This is a genomic window from Sandarakinorhabdus sp. AAP62, from assembly GCF_000331225.1.
Lineage (GTDB): Bacteria > Pseudomonadota > Alphaproteobacteria > Sphingomonadales > Sphingomonadaceae > Sandarakinorhabdus.
The window spans coordinates 34,037-55,803 of the sequence record NZ_ANFY01000020.1 but is presented as its reverse complement, the minus strand read 5'-3'; the positions used below and the strand labels follow the sequence as shown (position 1 = coordinate 55,803).

General features: G+C 66.4%; 17 protein-coding genes. 8 read left to right on the top strand and 9 right to left on the bottom strand.

What is annotated here, in order from left to right:
- Nucleotides 1-105 precede the first annotated feature (105 nt).
- Genes ileS through D619_RS0114885 form a run of 3 tightly spaced genes read left to right on the top strand, consistent with a single transcriptional unit; the run spans nucleotide 106 to nucleotide 3,947 of the window.
- The gene (gene ileS, locus D619_RS0114895; RefSeq protein ID WP_017669403.1) at nucleotides 106-3,048 is read left to right on the top strand and encodes an isoleucine--tRNA ligase; all 2,943 of its coding nucleotides are present in this window, start codon (nucleotides 106-108) and stop codon (nucleotides 3,046-3,048) included.
- On the top strand, nucleotides 3,041-3,529 hold the full coding sequence (lspA, locus tag D619_RS0114890) for a signal peptidase II (RefSeq protein WP_017669402.1): 489 nt from the start codon (nucleotides 3,041-3,043) through the stop codon (nucleotides 3,527-3,529). The genes ileS and lspA overlap by 8 nt, the downstream gene beginning before the upstream one ends.
- Entirely contained in the window at nucleotides 3,522-3,947 is a 426-nt protein-coding gene (locus D619_RS0114885; protein ID WP_017669401.1) for a DUF3035 domain-containing protein, read from the top strand. The genes lspA and D619_RS0114885 overlap by 8 nt, the downstream gene beginning before the upstream one ends.
- A gap of 165 nt (nucleotides 3,948-4,112) precedes the next feature.
- Here the strand turns inward: D619_RS0114885 and D619_RS16935 are convergent, their stop codons facing one another.
- Nucleotides 4,113-6,164: a glycoside hydrolase family 3 C-terminal domain-containing protein gene (locus D619_RS16935; RefSeq protein WP_017669400.1), complete on the bottom strand. Its 2,052-nt coding sequence runs from the start codon at nucleotides 6,162-6,164 to the stop codon at nucleotides 4,113-4,115.
- A 119-nt stretch (nucleotides 6,165-6,283) separates the two neighbouring features.
- Here D619_RS16935 and D619_RS0114875 point away from each other — a divergent pair, with 119 nt between their 5' ends.
- Nucleotides 6,284-6,619 (top strand): GFA family protein, encoded by a 336-nt coding sequence (locus D619_RS0114875; RefSeq protein WP_243442658.1) that lies wholly within the window; start codon nucleotides 6,284-6,286, stop codon nucleotides 6,617-6,619.
- A 167-nt stretch (nucleotides 6,620-6,786) separates the two neighbouring features.
- On the opposite strand, the gene aroC is transcribed toward D619_RS0114875, so the two are convergent.
- Genes aroC through D619_RS0114855 form a run of 4 tightly spaced genes read right to left on the bottom strand, consistent with a single transcriptional unit; the run spans nucleotide 6,787 to nucleotide 10,471 of the window.
- A complete protein-coding gene (aroC, locus tag D619_RS0114870) occupies nucleotides 6,787-7,857 on the bottom strand; it encodes a chorismate synthase (protein WP_017669398.1) in 1,071 nt (356 codons plus the stop codon).
- Nucleotides 7,854-8,648, bottom strand: coding sequence for an enoyl-ACP reductase FabI (fabI, locus tag D619_RS0114865; protein ID WP_026091098.1), 795 nt, complete (start codon nucleotides 8,646-8,648; stop codon nucleotides 7,854-7,856). Before fabI ends, aroC begins: the two co-directional genes overlap by 4 nt.
- Nucleotides 8,649-8,679: 31 nt before the next feature.
- Nucleotides 8,680-9,543, bottom strand: coding sequence for a YhjD/YihY/BrkB family envelope integrity protein (locus D619_RS16930; RefSeq protein ID WP_017669396.1), 864 nt, complete (start codon nucleotides 9,541-9,543; stop codon nucleotides 8,680-8,682).
- Nucleotides 9,536-10,471, bottom strand: coding sequence for a DnaJ C-terminal domain-containing protein (locus D619_RS0114855; RefSeq protein WP_017669395.1), 936 nt, complete (start codon nucleotides 10,469-10,471; stop codon nucleotides 9,536-9,538). The genes D619_RS16930 and D619_RS0114855 overlap by 8 nt, the downstream gene beginning before the upstream one ends.
- 115 nt (nucleotides 10,472-10,586) lie before the next feature.
- Between D619_RS0114855 and D619_RS0114850 the strand changes: the two genes are divergently transcribed.
- Together D619_RS0114850 and D619_RS0114845 are read left to right on the top strand one after the other, a co-directional pair.
- The gene (locus D619_RS0114850; RefSeq protein ID WP_017669394.1) at nucleotides 10,587-11,489 is read left to right on the top strand and encodes a S1/P1 nuclease; all 903 of its coding nucleotides are present in this window, start codon (nucleotides 10,587-10,589) and stop codon (nucleotides 11,487-11,489) included.
- Nucleotides 11,490-11,513: 24 nt separating this feature from the next.
- A complete protein-coding gene (locus D619_RS0114845; protein WP_017669393.1) occupies nucleotides 11,514-12,404 on the top strand; it encodes a neutral zinc metallopeptidase in 891 nt (296 codons plus the stop codon).
- 6 nt (nucleotides 12,405-12,410) lie between these two features.
- On the opposite strand, the gene D619_RS17480 is transcribed toward D619_RS0114845, so the two are convergent.
- From D619_RS17480 to D619_RS17960, 3 genes are all read right to left on the bottom strand, one after another.
- Nucleotides 12,411-12,968 carry a hypothetical protein gene (locus tag D619_RS17480; RefSeq protein WP_017669392.1) on the bottom strand — a complete coding sequence of 186 codons (558 nt, stop codon included), beginning with the start codon at nucleotides 12,966-12,968 and terminating at the stop codon, nucleotides 12,411-12,413.
- Nucleotides 12,969-13,020: 52 nt separating this feature from the next.
- Entirely contained in the window at nucleotides 13,021-13,974 is a 954-nt protein-coding gene (locus D619_RS0114835) for a DUF808 domain-containing protein (RefSeq protein WP_026091097.1), read from the bottom strand.
- Between the two features lie 63 nt (nucleotides 13,975-14,037).
- Nucleotides 14,038-14,223 carry a hypothetical protein gene (locus tag D619_RS17960; protein ID WP_017669390.1) on the bottom strand — a complete coding sequence of 62 codons (186 nt, stop codon included), beginning with the start codon at nucleotides 14,221-14,223 and terminating at the stop codon, nucleotides 14,038-14,040.
- An 85-nt stretch (nucleotides 14,224-14,308) separates the two neighbouring features.
- Here D619_RS17960 and D619_RS0114825 point away from each other — a divergent pair, with 85 nt between their 5' ends.
- Together D619_RS0114825 and D619_RS0114820 are read left to right on the top strand one after the other, a co-directional pair.
- Nucleotides 14,309-16,264, top strand: coding sequence for a BamA/TamA family outer membrane protein (locus D619_RS0114825; protein WP_017669389.1), 1,956 nt, complete (start codon nucleotides 14,309-14,311; stop codon nucleotides 16,262-16,264).
- The gene (locus D619_RS0114820; RefSeq protein WP_017669388.1) at nucleotides 16,264-20,370 is read left to right on the top strand and encodes a translocation/assembly module TamB domain-containing protein; all 4,107 of its coding nucleotides are present in this window, start codon (nucleotides 16,264-16,266) and stop codon (nucleotides 20,368-20,370) included. The genes D619_RS0114825 and D619_RS0114820 overlap by 1 nt, the downstream gene beginning before the upstream one ends.
- A gap of 135 nt (nucleotides 20,371-20,505) precedes the next feature.
- Here the strand turns inward: D619_RS0114820 and D619_RS0114815 are convergent, their stop codons facing one another.
- Entirely contained in the window at nucleotides 20,506-21,621 is a 1,116-nt protein-coding gene (locus D619_RS0114815) for an amino acid dehydrogenase (RefSeq protein WP_017669387.1), read from the bottom strand.
- Between the last annotated feature and the right edge of the window lie 146 nt (nucleotides 21,622-21,767).

Here is a 21,767-nt window from a genome sequence, read left to right as displayed (position 1 = left end):
CCCGCCTGTGCCACCCCTCTCCCGGGCCGCCTGCGGCGTCTCTCGACCTCTCCCCAACGGGGAGAGGTGACACAGGCTCGCCTATCCCCTAAAGCCGCGAGCACCATGACCGCGCCCGATTATCGCCCCACCGTTTTCCTGCCGAAAACCGACTTTCCGATGAAAGCCGGACTGCCGGAGCGCGAGCCGCAAATTCTGGCGAAATGGCAGGCGGCCGATCTCTATGCGCAGCTGCGCGCCGCCCGTAACGGCCGGGAAAAGTTCATCTATCACGACGGCCCGCCCTATGCGAACGGGGACATGCACATCGGCCACGCGCTGAACCACGTGCTGAAGGATGCCGTGGTGCGCACCCAGTCGCTGCTCGGCAAGGATGTACCCTATGTGCCCGGCTGGGATTGCCATGGCCTGCCCATCGAATGGAAGGTGGAAGAGGCCTATCGCGCCAAGAAGCTGAACAAGGATGATGTGCCGGCGAAGGATTTCCGCGCCGAATGCCGGGCGTACGCGCAGCATTGGGTGAATGTGCAAAGCCAGCAACTGCAGCGGCTGGGCATCAATGGCGACTGGAAGAAACCCTATCTCACCATGGACTTCGCGTCGGAAGCGACCATCGTTTCTGAACTGCTGAAGGTGGCGGAGAGCGGCCAGCTCTATCGCGGCGCCAAGCCGGTGATGTGGTCGCCCGTGGAAAAGACCGCGCTGGCTGATGCCGAGGTGGAATATCACGACATCACCTCCACGCAGATCGACGTGGCGTTCGAGATCACGCACGCGCCCAACGCGCCGGAACTGGTGGGGGCCTACGCCGTCATCTGGACGACGACACCGTGGACCATCCCGGTCAACCAGGGCATCGCTTTTAACCCCTTTTTCCATCATGTTCCATTGAGCGATGGTCTCAATGGAGCCACCAACGCCGGCTATGCTGCCTTTCGCTCGAATGACGGAAGGTTGTTTGTATTGTCACGCGCATTAGCAGGCGCGTTCGCTTCACGGTCAGGCCTTTCCCTTGTTGAAGAGCTTGAGGTTGGTCCTAACGCATTCACTGGTGCCTTCGTTCGCCATCCGATGCATCATCTCGGCAGTTTCTTTGCCGAGCTTCGCCCCTTCCTGCCCGGTGAGTTTGTTACTACCGATGCCGGCACAGGGCTCGTCCATATGGCTCCCGATCACGGCGAAGATGACTTCGCCTTGTGCAGGCGATGGGCGGATGAGCTTGGCACGCCGAATCTTCCTCTTCGGCCGGTGTTCGCCGTGGAGGGTGATGGCCGTTACCGCGCCGATTGGCTGTGGCTGGGCGGCGAGGCGAAGAATGTCATCAATCCCAATCTCAATGCCCCGGATGGGCCGATCTGCAGCGATCTGAAGGCGGCAGGGGCGCTGCTCTCTGCCGGACCGTTCGCGCACAGCTATCCGCACTCGTGGCGGTCGAAGAAGAAGGTGATCTTCCGCTGCACGCCGCAATGGTTCGTGCCGATGGACAAGCCCTTGGGGCACGAACCCTCCCCCAGCCCCTCCCTGCAAGCAGGGAGGGGAGAAGAAGCCCCCCTCCCTGCAAGGGAGGGGTTGGGGGAGGGTGCGAGCGCAGCGAGCCCGGACACACTCCGCAATCGCGCCCTTGCCGCCATTGCTGCCACCCAGTTCACGCCCGACAAGGGCCGCAACCGCATCGGTTCGATGGTGGAAGGCCGCCCCGATTGGGTGTTGAGCCGTCAGCGCGCCTGGGGCGTGCCAATCACCTTGTTCGTTGATCGCAAGACCGGCGAATATCTTGTTGATAAGGCGATCAATCAGAAGATCGTGGAACGCTTCAAGGCCGAAGGCGTCGACGCCTGGACGCCGGAATTCGCCGCCGAACTGCTGGGCGACAGGGTCGACCAGTATGAGCAGATCACCGACATTCTCGACGTGTGGTTCGACAGCGGCTGCACCCATGCCTATGTGCTGGAAAGCGGCATCTGGCCGGAATACGCCTGGCCGGCTGACCTCTATCTGGAAGGCAGCGACCAGCATCGCGGCTGGTTCCAGTCCAGCCTGCTGCAAAGTTGCGCGACGCGCGGCCGGGCGCCCTACAAGGCCATCCTCACCCACGGCTTCACCATGGATGCCAATGGGCGCAAGATGTCGAAGTCCGAAGGCAACACCATCAATCCGCTGGATGTGATGAAAACCTATGGCGCCGACATCTTGCGGCTGTGGGCGCTGAGTGTCGATTTCACCGAGGATCACCGCATCGGCGATGAGATCCTGAAGGGCGTGGCCGATCAGTATCGCAAATTGCGTAATACCTTCCGTTACTTGCTGGGCGCTCTTGATGGCTGGACGGAAGACGAACGCCTGCCCGTCGCGGAGATGCCGGCGCTGGAACGCTGGGTGCTGCACCGCCTCGCCCTGCTGTCGGCCGAATTGAAGGCGGCGGTGATCGCCTATGATTTCAACCGCTACACCAGCCTGATCACCGAGTTCGTGCAGAACGATCTTTCGGCCTTCGCCATGGATGTGCGCAAGGACAGCCTTTATTGCGACGCGCCGGCATCAACCACGCGCCGCGCCTGGCGCTCCGTGCTGGATATCACCTTCCACGCCCTCACCCGCTGGCTGGCGCCGGTGATGGTGTTCACCGCAGAGGAAGTGTGGGGCACGCGCTATCCCGACGCGGGCAGCGTGCACCTGCTGGAATGGCCGGAGATCGAAGCCGCCTGGCAGGATGAAGCGCTGGCCAATCAGTTCATTCTGGCGCGCAAGTTACGCGAAGAAGTCTATCTGAAACTGGAAGAAATGCGCCGCGCCAAGGAAATTGGCAGCTTCCTCGAAGCCGCCGTGCGCATCGAGACCACCAACGAGGATCATTTCGTCGCCTGCCAGTCGCTGGATCTGGCCGAACTGCTGCTGGTCGCCCGGGTTGACCTGCTGAAGGGCGCCAGCGACGCGCTGACCGTGGGCAAGACCGACGACGCCAAATGTGCCCGCTGCTGGCGGCACTTGCCTGATGTGGACAGCGACAGCGGCCTGTGCGGGCGCTGCGATGCGGTGGTAAATGGCTAAGCGCGGCTATCTTCTCGCCCTCGTGGTGTTGATCCTTGATCAGATCAGCAAATATTGGGTGCTGGAGATCATCCACCTGCCGGAACGCGGCGGCATCGATGTGCTGCCCTTCTTCCGCCTGACCTTCGTGGGCAATATCGGCGTGTCCATGGGCATGTTGCAGGCCGATAGCGATCTGGGGCGCTGGCTGCTCACCGCTGTCACGGCAGGCATCGCGCTGGCCGTGGCCAATTGGCTGCGCCGGGAACAGCATCCCGTGGACGTGGCGGCCCTGGGCCTGGTGCTGGGCGGCGCGATCGGCAACATCCTCGATCGGGTGCGCTTTGGCTATGTGGTCGATTTCCTGCACTTCTTCTGGCAGCAATATAGTTTCTGGGTCTTCAATCTTGCCGATGCGGCGATTACAGTGGGCGTGATTTTACTGCTGGTCCGCGCCGTGCTGGCCAAGCCCGCCGAACAAAGGGACACGAAAGATGCGTAACCTGTTGATCCTGACCGTTTGTGCGCTGGCGCTGACGGCCTGCGGCGGCAAGCGGAACCAGCTGAGCGGCCGTGGCCCGGATGAACTGGCCATTGCCCGCGGCGCGCCGCTGGTGGTGCCGCCCGATTTCGCGCTGGCCCCGCCCACGCCAGGCGCACCACGGGCCGTGGGCGTTGATTCCCAGGCCGCCGCCATGGAAGCCCTGTTCGGCCCCGGCGTGAAGCCGCCGCCGAAGAGCGCCGCCGAACAGCAATTGCTGGATCGCGCCGGCGCCAACACACCCGATCCCGCCGTGCGCAGCCAGGCCGGCGATCCGCGCACCAGCACGGTGAACAAGGGCGTGTTCCTGCAGGAAGTGCTCGCAGCGCCGGTTGGCGTGCGTGACAGCAAGGTGGCCGAGTTCAAGACTCCAGCCTGATCGGCAGGTGATGGGCGTCCGGGGCGCTCGACACCGCCCCCTGACGGTGTGGCCCGCGCCCCGGACCGATGCACGGAAGCCGGCACTGCCCGCAACCGGCAGATCCTGCACGCCCACTGATGAATTGCACGAGGTCAGCGCCCCGAGTCATGTCGGGAAATTCCCCTAATCGCTGTCGATCCGGATCGTGCGCGCCAACAAGGCGTCGCCGGTGGTGACGCTGATGCCATGATCCCCCGGCTGGAAGTGCCAGCGCCCTGCCCCGCGCCAGCGCAGATCGGCCAGCCGCACCGTCATCATCACGATACGGGTTTCGCCGGGCTGCAGGGCAACACGGGTGAAGGCCGCCAGCTTGCGCGGCCAGCGTTCCACAGGGCCGGGCGGCGACGTCACAAAGGCGAGCACCGGCGTTTCGGCCGCCATCGCACCGTCGTTGCTGACCGCCACACTGATCAAAAGCGCGCTGCCGGATTGGCGCAGCGCCAGCGCCCGCAGGCCAAAGCGCGTGTAGCTGAGACCATGGCCAAAGCCATAGCGCGGCGCCGTGCCGGCGGAATCAAACAGCGCATAGCCGTGCCAAAGATCATAGGTGATGGCTGCTGCCGTGCGATCGAACCGCGGATAATGCGCCGGATCGCGCGCCACCGTGAACGGCAGCCGGCCCGAGGGTGAAACCTGCCCAAACAGCAGACGTGCCAGCGCAGTGCCGCCGGCCTGGCCGCTGTAGAAGCTCTGCAGGATGGCGCCGGCCTGTTCGTGCCAGGGTTCGACCAGCACGGCGGACCCGGCGACGATCACCACCACCAGCGGCTTGCCAGCGCTTGCAGCTGCCTTGATCAGGGCGATCTGGTCAGCCGGCAGACCGAGGTCGGACCGGTCGCCGCCAATGTCCTTGCCGCCGCCCTCCTGGCCAAGCGTGATGCCGCCGGGGATATATTCGCCTTCTTCCTGCGCGGTGTAGCCAGCGATCACCACGACGGCATCGGCGGACTGCGCGGCGGCCGTGGCGGCAGCCAGATCGGCTTCGTCGCCGGTGACCACCTGGCTAACCGCAGACAGGCCCTCCAGTGCGGTCACGACATGACGGGCGCGCACCCGCGACGAGCCATTGTCGCCCGTATTGGCGATTCCAGCCAGCCGACCCAGCACGGCCAGCCTGGTGCCCGGCGCGAACGGCAGCACGCTGTCGTTCTTCAACAGCACGGCCGATTTTTCCGCCGCTTCCAGCGCCAGGGCGGCATGGGCCGGGCTGGCGACCAGCGATTCCGGATAGTCGGGCAACGGGTCTTCGGCGCTGCTGAGGCTGTAGAGCGTCGTCAGGATGCGGCGGCAGGCCGTGTCGACCACCGAAGCGGCCAGGGTCCCGGCCTCGACAGCGGCGAGCAGCTTCTCGCCCCACACACGCGGTTCCGGATTTTCGACGTCAAGGCCGGCGGCGGCACCCCAGACGGTGTGAACGCCCATGATCCAGTCCGAATGCACGAAGCCGGTGAAGCCCCATTCGTGGCGAAGGATATCGGTGAGCAGCGTGCGATTCTCGCCGCAATATTCGCCGTTCAGCTTGTTGTAGGCGCTCATCACGCTGCGGCAGCCGGCGTCGAGCACGGTCTTGAAATGCGGCAGATAGACTTCGTGCAGCGCGCGCTCGTCGATGCTCACATCCACGGTGAAACGCATGTTTTCCATGGAGTTGAGGGCGAAATGCTTGACCGTGGCGCAGACATTGTGCGCCTGCAGACCGATGGCGAGGGCCGCGCCCATCGCGCCCAGGTGCTGCGGATCCTCGCCATAGGTTTCCTGCGCGCGGCCCCAGGCCGGGTGGCGCAGCAGGTTGATGCAGACAGCGCCGGAAAGATTGCAACCCTGGGCGCGCAGTTCGATGGCCATGGCCTCACCGATGCGGCGTTCCAGATCGGTATCAAACGTCGCGCCGCGCGCCATGGTGCAGGGAAAACAGGTCGATTGCCCGCGTGCGACGCCGCGCGGACCGTCGGAGAAGAAGAACGCCGGCACTCCCAGCCGTGCGACGCCGCCGCCCGCGCGATAGGGCGAGGCGCCCCAGACCTTGCCATCAGCCTTGTATTGCTTGAAAAATCCCTGGCCCGACATCATGGCGACCTTTTCCGCCAGTGTTGCTGTCGCCAGCACATTTTCGACCCGTTCGGCGATCGCGGTGTCGGACAGGCCGGGTTCCGGGAGCAGGGGCAGATTGATCATGCGCGGCAGGCTAAGCCCATCGCGGCTTGATTCCCAGCCGGCTTTGCAGTGAGGTGCCCGCCATGACGATGAAAGCAAATGGGGGGCGGGAAGCAAGCGGGGGCTGCCATTGCGGCAAGGTGCATTTTCGGGTGCGCTTTGCCGATCCGCCGGAACTGCTCGATTGCAATTGTTCGATCTGCGCCAAGACCGGGTTTCTGCACCTGATTGTCGACAAGGCGGATTTCACGCTGGAACGCGGCACCGATGCGCTCAGTGATTATCGCTGGGGCAGCGGCACGGCGCAGCATCTGTTTTGCAGCACCTGCGGCATCAAGAGCTTCTATGTGCCACGCTCGCATCCGCACGGATATTCGGTGAACTGGCGGGCGCTGGACGGGGTGGAGGATGTGGCGCCGCGCATCCGCGCCTACGACGGACGGCACTGGGAAAAGGCGCGGGCCGAGCTGGGCTGACCGCCACGGCGTGAAACCGCGCTGGCTGATGCTGCGTAGCTGGGCAGGTCAGCAACACCTGTCGGCCGGGTGGCTGATGTGTCTTTTTCCAGACACGGCGGCGCGCTCACCCAGCGTATCGGGGCTGGTCTTCCGGGGGGAACCAGCCGCGCCGCCTCCCTTTTGGCTCAGCGGCCGGTCTGCCCCCGGTGCAGCAGCATGGCATCGGCCAGCACCAGCGCCACCATCGCTTCCAGCACCGGGGCGGCACGGATGCCGACGCACGGATCATGGCGGCCCTTGGTGACGATTTCGGCGGCAGCGCCGTCCCTGGTGATGGTTTCGACCGGCGTGAGGATCGAACTGGTGGGTTTGAGCGCCATGCGCACCACGATCGGCTGGCCCGTGGAGATACCGCCCGCGATACCGCCCGCATGGTTGGAAAGGAACTCCGGGCCGCCTTCGCCGGGCCGCATGCGATCAGCGTTTTCTTCACCGCGCAGGCGGGCAGCGGCGAAACCGTCGCCGATCTCGACGGCTTTCACCGCGTTGATGCTCATGGCGGCGTTGGCCAGTTGCGCGTCCAGCTTGTGGTAGAGCGGGCTGCCCCACCCGGCCGGCACGCCGGTGGCCACGCATTCGACGATGGCGCCAAGCGAGGAGCCGGATTTGCGCGCCGCGTCGAGGTTTTCGGCCCAGATGGCGGCGGTCACAGCGTCAGGGCACCAGAAGGGATTGCGCTCCATCTCGGCCAGATCGAGCCGGCTGCGATCAATGGAGACGCCTCCGATTTCAACCAGATAGGCCGTTATGTTCACACCGGGAATGATTTTTCGCGCCACTGCGCCAGCGGCCACGCGGCTCGCCGTTTCACGCGCCGACGAGCGCCCACCGCCACGCGGATCGCGCAGGCCATATTTGGCATCATAGGCATAATCAGCGTGGCCGGGCCGATATTTGGCGGCGACGTCGCTGTAATCCTTGGAGCGCTGATCGACATTCTCGATCATCAGGCTGATCGGCGTACCGGTGGTCTGGCCTTCATACACGCCCGACAGGATGCGGACTGCATCCGGCTCCTGGCGCTGGGTGGTGAACTTGTTCTGGCCGGGCCGGCGCTTGTCGAGAAAGGGCTGGATATCGGTTTCGGACAGCGCCAGGCCGGGAGGGCAACCATCCACCACCGCACCGATCGCCGGCCCGTGGCTCTCGCCCCAGGTGGTGAAGCGCAGCAGATGTCCGAAGCTGTTCAGGCTCATTTTTCGAGCCCGATATCCGGCGCATCCTCCGCCTTCATGCCGATCACATTGTAGCCGGCATCGACATGGTGGGTTTCGCCGGTCACGCCGCTGGCGAGATCGGAGAGCAGGTAAAGGCCGGCGCCGCCGACATCCTCGATGGTGACATTGCGGCGCAGCGGGCTGTTATATTCGTTCCACTTCATGATGTAGCGGAAATCGCCGATGCCACTGGCAGCCAGCGTCTTGATCGGGCCGGCGGAAATGGCATTGACGCGCACATTCTGCGGGCCGAGGTCCATCGCCAGATATTTCACGCTGCATTCCAGCGCCGCCTTGGCCACGCCCATCACGTTGTAATGCGGGATCACCTTTTCAGCGCCATAGTAGGACAGGGTGAGCATGGCGCCGCCTGCAGGCATCATCGCGGCGGCTCGCTGGGCCACCGCGGTGAAGCTGTAGACGGACACGTTCATGGTCAGCAGGAAATTATCCAGGCTGGTATCGACATAGCGGCCGCGCAGCTCGTTCTTGTCGGAAAAGCCGATGGCGTGGACGAGGAAATCGATGGTCGGCCATTCGGCGGCCAACGCGGCGAAGCAGGCATCCATGCTTTCGGTGCTGGAGACGTCACATTCGAACAGGCGCGCGACGCCCAGCGCTTCGGCCAGCGGGCGCACCCGCTTTTCCATCATCGGGCCCTGATAGCTGAAGGCGAGGTCGGCGCCCTGTTCGGCCAGGGCCTTGGCAATGCCCCAGGCCAGGCTCTTGTCGTTGGCCAGGCCCATGATGAGGCCGCGCTTGCCGGTCATGATTCCCATGAAAATCTCCTTGGAGGCGGCCTTAATGGGCAATTGCGGCAATTTCCAGCCGGGCACGGCCGACAGCGGCATTCAGTTGCGCGCCAAGCACCAGGCCAAGGCCGATGATGTAGAAATAGAGCAAGGCGATGATCACCCCCGCCAGGCTGCCATAGGTGAGCGCATAATCATTGAACAGCGTGAGGGCACGCGGCAGCGCCAGGGTGGTGGCCGTCCACGCCGCCGCCGTGGCCAGCGCACCGGGCCAACTCGGCGCCACCCGGAAACGGCGCGGGCACAGCACCGAGAACAGCGACCACAGCGCCAGAAACAGCAGCAGCGCCGGCACGATGCGCTGCAGGCCCAGCGCCGGAAACACATTGGCCGCCATCGGCATCAGCCGATAGACGAAGGTTTCCGCGCCTGTCACCACCACCTGCGCGGCAAAGGCCAGCAGCAGCAGGATCACCAGCGCCAGCACTTCGGCCAATCCGATCAGCCGCCAGCGCCAGAACGGCATTTCCGATGGCGTACCATAGGCTTGCTGCACGATGGTCCTGAGTGTGACCAGCACGCCGCTGCTGGTCCACAGCGCGACGATCAGGCCGAAGGTGACCACGCCGCCCGTGGCCGGCGCCGCCACCACGTCGCGGATGGCTGGCGCGATGATGGCCGTCACTCCTTGCGGCAGCGCATTCAGAAAGCCGTTGACCGCCGCCAGGCCATCGGCGGTGCGGCCCAGCCGACCGGCAATGGAGGCGAGCAGGATGACGAACGGAAACAGCGTGACCAGGCTGAGATAGGCGAGGTTTCCGGCATGGGTGAAGCCGTGCTGGAACGTCCCGTCGACAGTATCGGCCACGATGCGGCGCAGCGACAGGCGCCGGGCAGAGGCGGCTTCAGCCATCAAGCGTGGCACGGATATTGCGCGGATCAAGGAAGCTTTCGGCAAAGGCCTTCAGCGTTTCATCATCCGGCGGAATATCGATCTGCACCGTCACCAATTGATCTCCGCGGGTGCCATCAAGCTTGCGGAAGCCCCTGCCCTTCAACCGGAACATGCGGCCCGAACTGGTGCCGGGCGGAATGGAAAGCGAGACCATGCCTTCGGCGGTGGGCATGCGGATCTTGGCGCCCAGCACGGCTTCGTCCAGCTTGATCGGCAGTGTCAGCCGCACATCGTCGCCATCGCGGCTGAGCGCGCGGTGCGGCGCGATCTCGATGGTGACAATGGCATCGCCGTTGCCGCCGGGGCCGGGCTCGCCCTTGCCGGCCAGCCGCATCTGCTTGCCGGATTCCAGGCCGGCCGGCAGCTTGATCTCGATGGTCTGTCCCGATCGCAGGGTGACGCGCTGCGGGGTCAGCTGCACGGCGTCGGTGAAGGGCACGGTAAGGCGATAGGCAACATCGGGCCCGCGCACCTGGGTGCGAAAGCCGCGGCCGCTGCCGCTGCTGCCGCCAAACGGGCTGCGGCCGCCGAAAATTTCGGCAAACAGATCATCGGCCGCGCCAGCAAAATCGGCACCGCCGCCGGCGCGCGCACCGCTGCCGAAATCGCGCGGGTTGAAGCCGCCACCGCCGCCGAAACCCCCGCCAGCAAAGGGATTGGTGGGCTGGCCATCGGGGCCGATTTCGCCGCGATCGAACTGGCCGCGCTTGGCCGCGTCGGACAGAAGTTCATAGGCCAGATTGGCTTCCTTGAAGCGCTCCAGCGCCTTGGGATCATCGGCGTTGCGGTCGGGGTGATTGTCCTTGGCGAGCTTGCGGAACGCCTTCTTGATATCGGCATCGCTGGCCGAACGTGGCACGCCCAAAACGCTGTAGGGATCTCGCATCGTCTGTCTTTATCCTGTTGGCCCAGAGATTGGCAGCAAGGGGCCGCTTTGCAAGCCCATACAGCCACCCTGCGGCACTGGCCAGCGTCACCATCCTGCGGCATGGGCGTTGGTCATGTCGCACCGCCTGATTCGCGCCCTTTTGCCCCTTGCCCTGCTGGTCGCGCAGCCGGCCTGGGCGTGGAGCGAATTTGCCCACCGCCTGACCGGCAGCATCGCCTGGAGCCAGCTGGCGCCGGCAGCGCGGGCCGAAGTACGGCGGCTGTTGCGGGCGGAAGCCCGGCTGGACACGCCGGAATGCCGGCTGGCCAGCATCGAGGATGCCAGCGTGTGGCCCGATTGCGTGCGCGGCCGCTACAGTGAGCGTTTCGCTTTCTCGGCGCCGTGGCATTATCAGAACATCAGCGTGTGTGCGCCGTTCGACATCAACGCCAAGTGCCCCAACGGCGATTGCGTGACGGCGCAGATCCCGCGCCAGCAGGCCATCCTGGCTGATCGCAGCCGGCCGGCGCATGAACGTCTGCAGGCCTTTTCCTTCCTGGTGCATTTCACCGGCGACATGCATCAGCCGTTGCATCTGGGCGACAAGGGCGATCTGGGTGGCAACCAGGTCCGTGCTGGTTATGGCGCCAAGGCGTTTGATCGCATGAACCTGCACCGGATCTGGGATTCGGATCTGGCCGAACGCGCGCTGACCGAACCGCCGGCGATCACCCCGCCGCGCATCACGCCGGCCATGCGCCGCGCCTTCACCGCCGAACCAGCCGCCACGCGGATCGCCATCTGGGCGCGGGACGCGTGGGAGATTTCGCGCACGGTCGCTTATCCGGAACTGCAAGGCTATCCTGATTCGTGCCCGATCCCCAGCGGGGAACGGCGCACCCTGCCGCGTGGACAAGTGACGCCCGATTATATCAGCAAGGCAACGCCAGCCGTGCGCGATCAGGTGGCCAAGGCCGGCAGCCGCATCGCCCTGCTGGTGAACGAGGCGCTGGCGCCGGGCGGGCGCAGCCGGTAACGTTCCGGCCGGGAGACGCCGGCCATGAACCTTGATGACGAACAGGAAAGCAGCAACATCGTAGATCGGCGCGGAGAGCGCGGGGGCGGTGGCATGCGGCTGCCGATCGGCGGCGGCAAGCTCGGCATCGGCGGCATGATCGTGGTGGGCGTGATCGCGCTGCTGCTGGGACAGAACCCGCTGGCAATGATCGGCATGGTGGAAGGTGCTGGCGTTGGTGGCCCGGGTGTGGGCCAGCCGCAGGAGGCCAATGCCCCATCAGCACCCCCTGCTCTGGATGGCGCGCATGACCGCTTCATTGCCAAGGTGCTGGGCAGCACCGAACGCACCTGGGATGCGGTGTTCCGCGATCAGTTGGGCAAGCCCTATCCGCAGCCAAAGCTCAACCTGTTCGAAGGCGGCGTGAACAGCGGCTGCGGCCAGGCCGATAGCGGCATGGGGCCGTTCTATTGCCCGGCAGACCAGCAGGTCTATCTGGATGCCAGCTTCTTCGATGATCTGTCGCGCCGCTTTGGCGCCCCCGGCGATTTTGCCGCTGCCTATGTGATCGCGCACGAAGTGGGCCATCATATCCAGACGGTGCTGGGCATTTCCGCCGAAGTGCAGAAGGCCCGCCGCGCGTCTGGGCCGGCGGAGGGCAATGCGCTTTCGGTGCGGCAGGAACTTCAGGCCGATTGCCTGGCCGGGGTGTGGGCACACCATAATCGCGATCTGCTGGAACCCGGCGATATCGAGGAAGGCCTGCGTGCTGCCGAGGCCATCGGGGATGACACGCTGCAGAAAAAGGCCGGGGCGCGGGTGAATCCGGAAAGCTTTACCCACGGCACGTCGGCACAGCGCATGCGCTGGCTGCAGGCCGGGCTGCAATCCGGGCAGATGAACAGCTGCGACACCTTTGCGGCGCGCAGGCTCTGACGCGGCTCAGCCCTTGCGGTCGGTGATGGTGATGCGGCCGCGCGCGACGCCGGCGGTGCCTTCATCCACGGCGATCACCATGCGATCACCATCATCGGTGGTGCCGGTGAGCGTGTTGCCGCTGCGGCTGGCGGGGCGGCCATCGGCGGCCAGCGCCTTGGCATACCAGTCCGCCACCTGCGTGGCGGTGCCGGGCGCCGTGAAGCCCAGCACGACCTGGCCGCGGCCATCATCGTCCTTGCCGCTGGCCTGCACATCGACATTGACCAGCTTTGCCCCCGGATAACGGCCCAGGCCATCAAGATCGAACTTGGCATCAGGTTCCATGCCTTCGGGGATCTTCACCTTGCCTGCCAAGCCGCCGGGCAATTTCAGTTCGACTTCGCCCGATTCCATGTCGGCCTTGATGTTCAGTTCGCCCTTCCCGCCATCGCTGCTATTTTCCTCGCTGTTCTCCAGCGCGATCTCGGCCGTGGTGCCTTCTTCCAGCTTTTCCTTCCGGTTGGCATCGCAGGCGGCGATGGCAACGCCGCACAGCAGGATGGCGATCAAGGCATTTTTCATGGCTTCAGGCTCCAGTGTATTGTAGATACAATACAGAAACAGGCCGCACGAATCAATGACCCTTGCGTGGGATGGCGTGCAGGCCGGCAACAATCAGCCCGCCCAGCAGGATGCCGAACAGGCCGGCTCCGCCCGCTTCCGCCAGCCAGCGCGCAACGCCGCCGGCGCCCTCCACCGCGTGCATGGCGGCGTGCAGCAGATCATGCGGCAGATGCGCGCCAAACTTGTGCAGGCCATCGATGACGATATGGCCGCCCACCCACAGCATGGCGAGCAGGCCCACCCAGCCCAGTATGGCCAGGAAAGCCGGCATGCCGGTGACCAGGCCGCGCCCGAACGCCGCCAGCGCGCCATTGTTCTTGCGGGCCAGAAACACGCCGAAATCATCGGCCTTCACGATCAGCGCGACAGCGCCATAGACCATTGCCGTGATGCCCAGCGCCACCACGGTCAAGGCGGCGGCCTGTTCGAAAATCGGTTCCTGCTCCACCGTACCCAGCGCGATGGCCATGATTTCGGCCGAAAGGATCATGTCGGTCCGGATGGCGCCCGACACCATGGAGCGTTCCTTTTCCACCGGGTCGAGGGCACCGATTTCCTCGGCAAATTCGTCATGCGGCGTCAGTTTTTCCCACAGTTTTTCCGCGCCTTCAAAGCACAGGAAGGCGCCGCCGGCCATCAGCAGCGGCGTGATGACGACGGGCAGGAAGTATGACAGGGCCAGCGCGCCAGGCAGCAGGAAGACCAGCTTGTTCTTCAAGCTGCCGCGCGCGATCTTGGCCACGATGGGGATCTCGCGATCGGCCGTGAAGCCGACGACATAGCGCGGCGTGACGGCTGCATCATCCACCACCACGCCCGCTGCCTTGGCCGAAGCCTTGGCCGCCGCAGCTGCCGTGTCATCCAGGCTGGAAACCGCCATGGTGCCGATGTCATCGACACTGGCTGCCGCCACCTTGGCGATGGCGGCAATATCATCCAGCAGTGCAAACAAACCGCTCGCCACGCGTCGTTCCCCCGTAAGTGCCAGGCCGTGATAGCGCAGCCAACGGCCAGCGCAATGCGGCGTTCAGCGGCGGTCGCGCAGAGCCAGCAGGATGGTCGCCACCACGCCCACGCCAAACCCGGCCAACAGCCCGATCGACGGTTGCCCGACCAGCGTGCCGCCAACTGCGCCCGCCACCAGGCCAAAGGCAATGAAGATACCGCCGCCGCGCTGTGGTGGCCGCGAAACAGGAGAGCCGGGAGACGCCATGCCCAGCCCCTTGCACCAGAGACGCGATGAGCGCCAGAGCCGGCTGCGGCTTGCGCTGTCTTGTCCATCCGGTAAACCCGGTCTGGTGCATCGGTTGCTGCCCCTCTTGCTCGTCGCTGCGGCCGGAACCGCACAGGCCCAGACTGCGCCCGCTGCCGAACCGCTGCCGATGCCGCCGCCTGCCACCGATGCGATTCCGGGGCCGGAATCGCCCCTGCCCGATCTGCCCGACAGCGATGCCGTGGCCTGGCCCGATGTCGAATCGACCACCGGCGCTGCCGACGCTCCGGATGCCGCCGTCCGCTACAGCGTGGAAGTCAGCGGCCTGGCCGAACTGGGCCTCGATGATGAATTCCGCAGCCTGTCGGCGCTGTGGCTGCACCGGGGCGAGGAAACCAACCTGGCGCAACTGGGCCGCCGCATCGCCGAAGACCGCGATCTGGCCGATCTGTTGCTGCGCTCGATCGGCCATTATGGCGGGCAGGCCCGGATCAGCATCGAGCCGGCACAGGCCGGCAGGCCCAGCATCGTGCGGGTGCGGGCGACGCCGGGGCCGATCTACAATTTCCGCGAGATCAGCATCACCGCCCCGATCGGCGCGCTGGGCCCCGATCCGGCGCGCATCGTGGGCCGGCTGCTGCCGATCCGGGTGGGCGATGCGGTGGAAGCCGCGCGCGTGCAATCGGCACAGGACGGCCTGCCGATCCGCCTTGCCGATGCCGGCTATCCGTTCGCGCGCATCGCACCGCCCGACATCACCATCGATCACGCCAGCCGCGATGCCACGCTGGTGCAAAGTGTCGATCTTGGCCGGCGCGGCGTGTTTGGCGCGATCCGCATTGATGATGGCGTGAAGGGCATGGACGAAAAACATGTCGGCCTGCTCGCCCGCTTCAAACCCGGAGACCGGTACAGCAACGCCGGGCGCGAGGATCTGCGCCGCGCGCTGGTGCAGACCGGCCTGTTCGGCGCGGTGGCGATCAAGCCCGGCGAGGGCGAAGTGCGCGAGGATGGCACCCAGACGGTCGATCTCGAAATCAGCAGCGAAGCCGCGCCCATGCGCACCATCGCCCTGGCCGGCGGTTTTTCCACCGGCCAGGGCGTACGCGCCGAAGGCAGCTGGACCCATCGCAACCTGTTTCCGCCCGAAGGCGCCTTCACCGCCCGCGCCGTCGCCGCCGAGCGCGAGCAGGTGGCGCAGGTGGAACTGCGCAAGCGCAATTTCGGCCAGCGTGATCGGCAGTTGCTGGTCACCGGCGGCTTCACGGCCAGCCAGCAATTCGCCTTTGCCGCCGAAACGCTGGGCATATCGGCGGCGCTGGCGCGCGAATCCAACATCCTGTGGCAGAAGGACTGGACCTGGAGCATTGGTGCCCAGGCGCTGATCACCAGCCAGCGCGACCGTTCGGTGCGCGGCGATCCGCGCCGCACCTTCACCGTGCTGGCGCTGCCGGCCAGCATCACCTGGGACCGGTCCGATGATCTGCTCAACCCCTCGCGGGGCTTCCGGCTGACCACGCGCCTCAGCCCGGAATTCACACTGAGAAACCAGAGCAATTTCAATTATCTCAAGGCCCAGTTCGAAGCGACGGCCTACAAGCCCTTTGGCGACAGCCTGGTGCTGGCCGGGCGCTTTCATCTGGGCAGCATCGTTGGCGCCAATCGCGGCGTGATCGCACCGGATCGGCGCTTCTATGCCGGTGGTGGCGGGTCGGTGCGCGGCTATGTGTTTCAGGGCGTTGGCCCGCGCAATGAGGACAATGTGCCGACCGGCGGCAACAGCCTGACCGAACTGGCGGTGGAAGCCCGCTATCGTTTCCAGGCGCTGGGCCAGGATCTGGGCATTGTCGCCTTCGTCGATGCCGGCGAGGTTTCCTCCGGCACCACCCCGGCCTTTGATCGGCTGTCGCTCGGCGCCGGCATCGGTGCGCGCTTCTACACCGGCTTTGGACCGGTGCGGGTGGATATCGCCACGCCGGTGAACCCGCAGCAGGGCGATCCCCGGCTGGTGTTCTATGTTTCCATCGGGCAGGCGTTCTGATGCGGCGCTGGCTGCGCCTTGCCTTGCTGTCGCTGCTGGCGCTGCTGGCGCTGATCATCGCCCTGCCCTTCGCGCTCGACACGCAACCCGGCCGCGACTGGGCGGCGCGCAGGCTGGGCGGCTTCAGCCTGGCCAATGGCCTTTCGCTGCATGTGACGCGCATCAGCGGCAGCCTGTGGGACAAGGCGACGCTGGAAGGCGTGGAACTGCACGATCAGCATGGCCGCTTCGCCCGCGCCCCGCGCGTGGCGCTCGACTGGTCACCTCGGGCGCTGATCGGCAACCGCTTCGAAGCCACCGAACTGATCATTCCCGATGCCACGCTGGAACGCCTGCCGCGCCTGAAGCCGGTGGCCGATCCGCGCATCCTGCCCGATATCGACATCAGCATCGACAGGCTGGAACTGGGCCGGCTGGTCGTGACAAAGGGTATCGCCGGGCCACAGCGGCTGCTGCGCGCGAAAAGCCGGCTTGATCTCCACGCCGGGCGGGCGCTGGTCGATCTGGATACGGCGGTGGCGGCGGGCGATACGCTGGCGCTGCACCTTGATGCAGAACCGGATCGCGACACGTTCGCGCTGGATGCCAGGCTGGCCGCGCCAGCCGGTGGCCTGGTGACGACACTGGCGCGGCTGCAGGCGCCGCTCAATGCCACTGCCACCGGGCGCGGGCGCTGGCGCGATTGGACCGGTCAGCTGGTGGCCAGGCTGGGCACCACGCCGCTGGCCAATCTGGCGCTGTCGGGCAAGGCGGGGGCGCTATCGGCGCGCGGGCGCATCGATCCGCTGCCGCTGCTGGGCGGTGCTGCCAATGATGCGCTGGCCGGCGGGCTGGCCGTGGTGGCCCAACTGGTGCCCGATGGCGACCTCATCCGACTGAAGCTCACCGCTGATGGCCGGCACTTCACTGGCCGCCTGAATGGCCGGATCGACCGCGCCGAAGAACGCTGGACCGACGCCGAAGCCCGGCTGGCGCTGGCAGATGGCAGCGCGCTCGCCAGATCGTGGGGCGTTGATGGGGGCCTGCTCAACGCGCGCCTTGCCGGGCCCTTGCTGGCGCCGCTGGTCGATGCGCGGCTGCTGGCAAAGCGGCTGGCGCTGCCGGGCGGGCTGGCGCTGAACGGACTTTCGGTGGCCGGGATTGCCGATCTGAACGAGACGGGCCTTTCGGTGCCGCTGGTTGCCGTCGCCACGGGCCTTGTTGGCCTCCCCGAAAATCTGGCGCCGCTGACCGGCAAATGGCGCGCCGAAGGCCGGCTGCTTTATGCCAGGGGCCAGTTGCAGACCAATGATCTGAAGCTGACCAGTGGGCCCTTGGCCGCTCGCATCGGCCTGTCGTTCGTGCCCGCCACCAGCGCCTGGGGGTTGAACGCGACGGGCGATGTGCGCGGTTGGGCGTTGCCGCAACTGGGACTGGCCGATGCCAGCTTCCGCGCCAATCTGAAACCCGGCGCCAACCAGAGCATCGCCGGCAACGGCGAATTCCGCCTGATCGCGGCGCGCCCGCCGGCCAGCGGGCTCACGCGCCTCACCGGTGGCGGCCTCACGCTGGGCGGGCGTTTTGCACTGCTGCCCGGCCTGGCGGTCACCCTGTCGGAGCTGGCGCTGTCCTCGCCGAAACTGGCTGCTGCCGGGCGGGCGGGTTGGGCCAATGGCCGTTTCACCCTGGCCGCCACCGGCAGAAGCCTCGATTGGGGGCCATTCGCCCTCGATGGCGAAGGCACTGCGGCCGCGCCGCACTTCACCGCCCGGCTGGCCAAGCCCGGCTATGGCCTCACCGCTGTCGCTGCCCGCATCGATCCCGCCGGCGATGGCTGGCGGGTGGAGGGTGACGCGCAATCCGGGCTGGGGCCGGTCACGCTGAAGGCCGATATCACGCTGTCGCCGGTGCTGCGGATCGATGTCGACCGGCTGGCAGCAGCCGATCTTGTCGCCAGCGGCCGGCTGGACCAGTCTGCCGCCGGGCCTTTCGCCGGCACGCTGGCGCTCGCCGGCAAGGGCCTCACCGGCAGCGCCAAACTGTCGGCCGCCGGCGACGTGCAGTTGGCTGAGCTGGCACTGGCCGGCGACATGCTCAACCTGCCGCTGGCGACGCCGATCACGGTTGACCGGCTGCGGCTTGCAGCGCGTGTGCTGCTGCCGGCCAGCGGGCCCGATATCGATGCCGCGCTTGATCTGGCCGGATTGGAACGCGGCAGCCTGGTGGTGGAAAAGGCGGTCGGCGCGCTACACATGGAGGGCGGTTCGGGCACCGCCAGCCTGGCACTGGCCGGCAACAGCGGCGAGGCGTTCAACCTCGCCTTCAGCGGCACCATCGCGCCCGATCGCTGGCAGATCAGCGGCGGCGGCGAATATGATGGCCGCGGCGCCAAACTGGCCGGGCCAGCGGTGATTACCCGCGATGCCGCCGGCTGGCACCTGGCGCCCGTCACGCTCACCAGCGCGCTCGGCAATGCCGAATTGGCTGGCGACTGGGGCGAGACGAAGCGGCTCAATGCCCGGCTCGACAAGGTGTCGCTGCAGATGGTGGGCCTGGCCTATCCGTCGCTCAATCTGGCCGGGCGGGTTTCGGGCACGCTGGCGCTGGCGCAGGCCGGGGATGCCGCCCCCACCGGCACGGCGGCCCTGCGCCTCAATGGTCTGTCGCGCAGCAACATCACCTCGACCTCAACCCCGATCGACGTTGGCCTCAACGCGGCGCTCGGTGCTGGCGGCACGGTGATGCGCGCGGTGATCGTGCGCGCCGGCAAGGTGGAAGGCCGTGCCCAGGCCCGATTGGGCCCGATCCCCGCCGGCGAGGCTGACCTCGTGTCCCGCCTGTTCGATGCCAGTGTTACCGGCCAATTGCGCTATGCCGGGCCGGCGCAGGATCTGTGGGGCTTGTCCGGCCTGACGGCGCTGGATGTGCGCGGCGCGGTGCAGGTGGCGGCCGATGTGTCGGGCACGCTGGGCGATCCGCAGGTGGCGGGCCAGATCCGCGGCACGGGCGGCCGGGTGGAAGCGCCCTTGTTGGGCGCAGTGGCCACCGATGTCAGCCTGGATGCCCGCTTCACCGCCTCAAAACTGGAACTCACCCGCTTTGCCGGCAAATCCGGACAGGGCAGCATCACTGGGTCGGGCGCCATCGACTTGAGCTATGAACGCGCCTTTCCGATGGATATCCGCATGGTGGCGACCAACGCCGCCATCCTGGGCCGCGACGATGTCTCGGCCACCGGCAGCGGCAATATCCGGGTGGCGACCGACGAATATGGCGGCGTCGTTTCAGGCGCCCTCACCCTGTCGCGCGCCGATTATCGGGTGGGGCGCACGGCCGTGGCCGATGTACCGGTGCTGCAGGTGACAGAGAAGAACACCCGCGTGCTCGGCCGGCGTACCCTGCAATATGTCGCCCCCACGCGCTGGCTGTTCAACCTTGCCATCAAGGCCGATCGCCGGCTGCTGGTGACGGGCATGGGGATCAATTCGGAATGGCAGGCCGATGTGCGGCTGCGCGGCGGCGCCACCACGCCAGAACTCTTTGGCCGGGTGCAACTGGTGCGCGGCGATTATGATTTTGCCGGGAAACGCTTCCAGCTCACCCGCGGCGATATCCGCTTCGTCGGCGGCTATCCGCCCGATCCGATCATTGCCGTGACCGCAGAAAACACCGGCAACGGCTTCACCGCCTTCCTGACCGTGGAGGGCACCGCACAACGGCCGCAGATCAAGTTCAGCTCCGTGCCGGCCCTGCCGGAAGACGAAGTGCTGTCGCGCGTGCTGTTCGGCAGCCGCGTCACCGATCTTTCGGCGCCCGAAGCCATCCAGTTGGCCGGTGCGCTGACCAGCCTGCGTGGTGGCGGCTTCAATCCGATCGGCGCGGTGGGCAAGGGGCTGGGCATCGATCGGCTGCGCATCCTGCCGGCCGATGTCGTCACCGGCCGGCGCACCACCGTCGCTGCCGGGCAATATGTGGGCCGCAATGTCTATGTGGAGCTTGCTACCGACGCGCAGGGCTATACCGCCACCAGCATCGAGATCGGGCTGACCCGCACCTTGTCGGTGCTCAGCCAGGTGGCAACGCTGGGCGGCACCTCGGCCAGCGTGCGCTGGAAGAAGGATTATTGAGGCAGTAGCCCAGCTGACAAAGCCAAAACCCGCTCATGCCGAGCTTGTCGAGGCACACGCCCCAGTCCGTGCGTGCCTCGACAAGCTCGGCATGAGCGGGTCTGGTCTTGTCCGGTCGCAGCGGAGAGTGGCGATTCAGCGCCCGATCAGCCGCTGCGCCGTCTGGTCCGCCACCACATCCGTCGCCAGCCCGCTGGTATCGGCTTCGGCAAACAGGGCCGCCAGGCGCGGGCCGATGGCGTCCACCTGTTCATGCACCTCGGCCAGAGTCACCTTGTTGCCTTCGGTCTTCGCCAGATATTCCGCCACCACCGAAATGATGCCGCCGGCGTTGATGACATAATCGGGGGCATAAAGAATGCCGCGCGCCGCCAGCCGGGCGCCGTCTTCGGGGGTTGCCAGCTGGTTGTTGGCAGCCCCTGCCACCACCGCCACGTCGAGCGCGGCGATGCTGTGCTGATCAAGGATCGCGCCCAGCGCGTTCGGGCTGAACACGTCGGCCTTCACTGCCATGATCGCCGAAACATCCACCTGGGTCGCGCCCAGTTCAGCGGCCAGTGCGGCAGCGCGGGCCGGATCGAAATCGGCGATGGTCAGGCGCGCGCCCTCGGCGGCCAGCGCCCGGGCCAGCGCACCGCCAACGCTGCCAACTCCCTGGATGGCGACGTGGAGGCCGGCGACACGATCGCTGCCCAGCTTGTGGCGCACGGCAGCCTTCAGCCCGGCCAGTGCCCCACGCGCGGTGAACGGGCCGGGATTGCCGCCCACTTCGCCGGGCGCAACCGGCAGGCCAGCGACATGCGCGGTGCGGCGGGACACGACCACCATGTCGTGCTCCGTCATGCCCACATCCTCGGCGGTGACATAATGGCCGCCCAGCGCGGCGACGGCGTCACCAAAGGCTTCCAGCAGCGCCTCTGTCTTGGGTGCGCCGCCTGACTGTGGGGCAATCAGCACCGCCTTGCCGCCGCCGGCCTTCAGGCCTGCCATGGCGTTCTTGTAGCTCATGCCGCGCGACAGGCGCAGCGCATCGGTGAGCGCAGCGGTCTCGCTGGCATAGGCCCAGCGCCGCACGCCGCCGGCCGCCGGGCCAAGATGGGTGGAATGGATGGCCACGATGGCATGCAGGCCGGTAGCCACATCCTGCACCAGCGCCACGCGTTCATGGCTGTCAAACGCCGGCGCGCCAGCGGCATCAAGCGCGGCCAGCTGCACGGTGGCGAAATGGGCAGCAGCGGTGGCAGCGGTCATCAGGGCGACTCCAACAGGCGAGATTTCATTGCGTCATATTGTAATAAAATTTCCGCAACGCGCAACGGCCATTCACGCACCGACGCCCGGAACTTCTGGCTTGCCTCTGGCCCCGCCCTCGTCTATCCCGCGCCTCCCGGCAGGAT

Excerpts from the sequence above, each read along its gene's own strand:
- ileS (WP_017669403.1), top strand. The coding sequence starts at position 106 with ATGACCGCGCCCGATTATCGCCCCACCGTTTTCCTGCCGAAAACCGAC.
- lspA (WP_017669402.1), top strand. The coding sequence starts at position 3,041 with ATGGCTAAGCGCGGCTATCTTCTCGCCCTCGTGGTGTTGATCCTTGAT.
- D619_RS0114885 (WP_017669401.1), top strand. The coding sequence starts at position 3,522 with ATGCGTAACCTGTTGATCCTGACCGTTTGTGCGCTGGCGCTGACGGCC.
- D619_RS16935 (WP_017669400.1), bottom strand. The coding sequence starts at position 6,164 with ATGATCAATCTGCCCCTGCTCCCGGAACCCGGCCTGTCCGACACCGCG.
- aroC (WP_017669398.1), bottom strand. The coding sequence starts at position 7,857 with ATGAGCCTGAACAGCTTCGGACATCTGCTGCGCTTCACCACCTGGGGC.
- fabI (WP_026091098.1), bottom strand. The coding sequence starts at position 8,648 with ATGACCGGCAAGCGCGGCCTCATCATGGGCCTGGCCAACGACAAGAGC.
- D619_RS16930 (WP_017669396.1), bottom strand. The coding sequence starts at position 9,543 with ATGGCTGAAGCCGCCTCTGCCCGGCGCCTGTCGCTGCGCCGCATCGTG.
- D619_RS0114855 (WP_017669395.1), bottom strand. The coding sequence starts at position 10,471 with ATGCGAGATCCCTACAGCGTTTTGGGCGTGCCACGTTCGGCCAGCGAT.
- D619_RS0114850 (WP_017669394.1), top strand. The coding sequence starts at position 10,587 with ATGTCGCACCGCCTGATTCGCGCCCTTTTGCCCCTTGCCCTGCTGGTC.
- D619_RS0114845 (WP_017669393.1), top strand. The coding sequence starts at position 11,514 with ATGAACCTTGATGACGAACAGGAAAGCAGCAACATCGTAGATCGGCGC.
- D619_RS17480 (WP_017669392.1), bottom strand. The coding sequence starts at position 12,968 with ATGAAAAATGCCTTGATCGCCATCCTGCTGTGCGGCGTTGCCATCGCC.
- D619_RS17960 (WP_017669390.1), bottom strand. The coding sequence starts at position 14,223 with ATGGCGTCTCCCGGCTCTCCTGTTTCGCGGCCACCACAGCGCGGCGGC.
- D619_RS0114820 (WP_017669388.1), top strand. The coding sequence starts at position 16,264 with ATGCGGCGCTGGCTGCGCCTTGCCTTGCTGTCGCTGCTGGCGCTGCTG.
- D619_RS0114815 (WP_017669387.1), bottom strand. The coding sequence starts at position 21,621 with ATGACCGCTGCCACCGCTGCTGCCCATTTCGCCACCGTGCAGCTGGCC.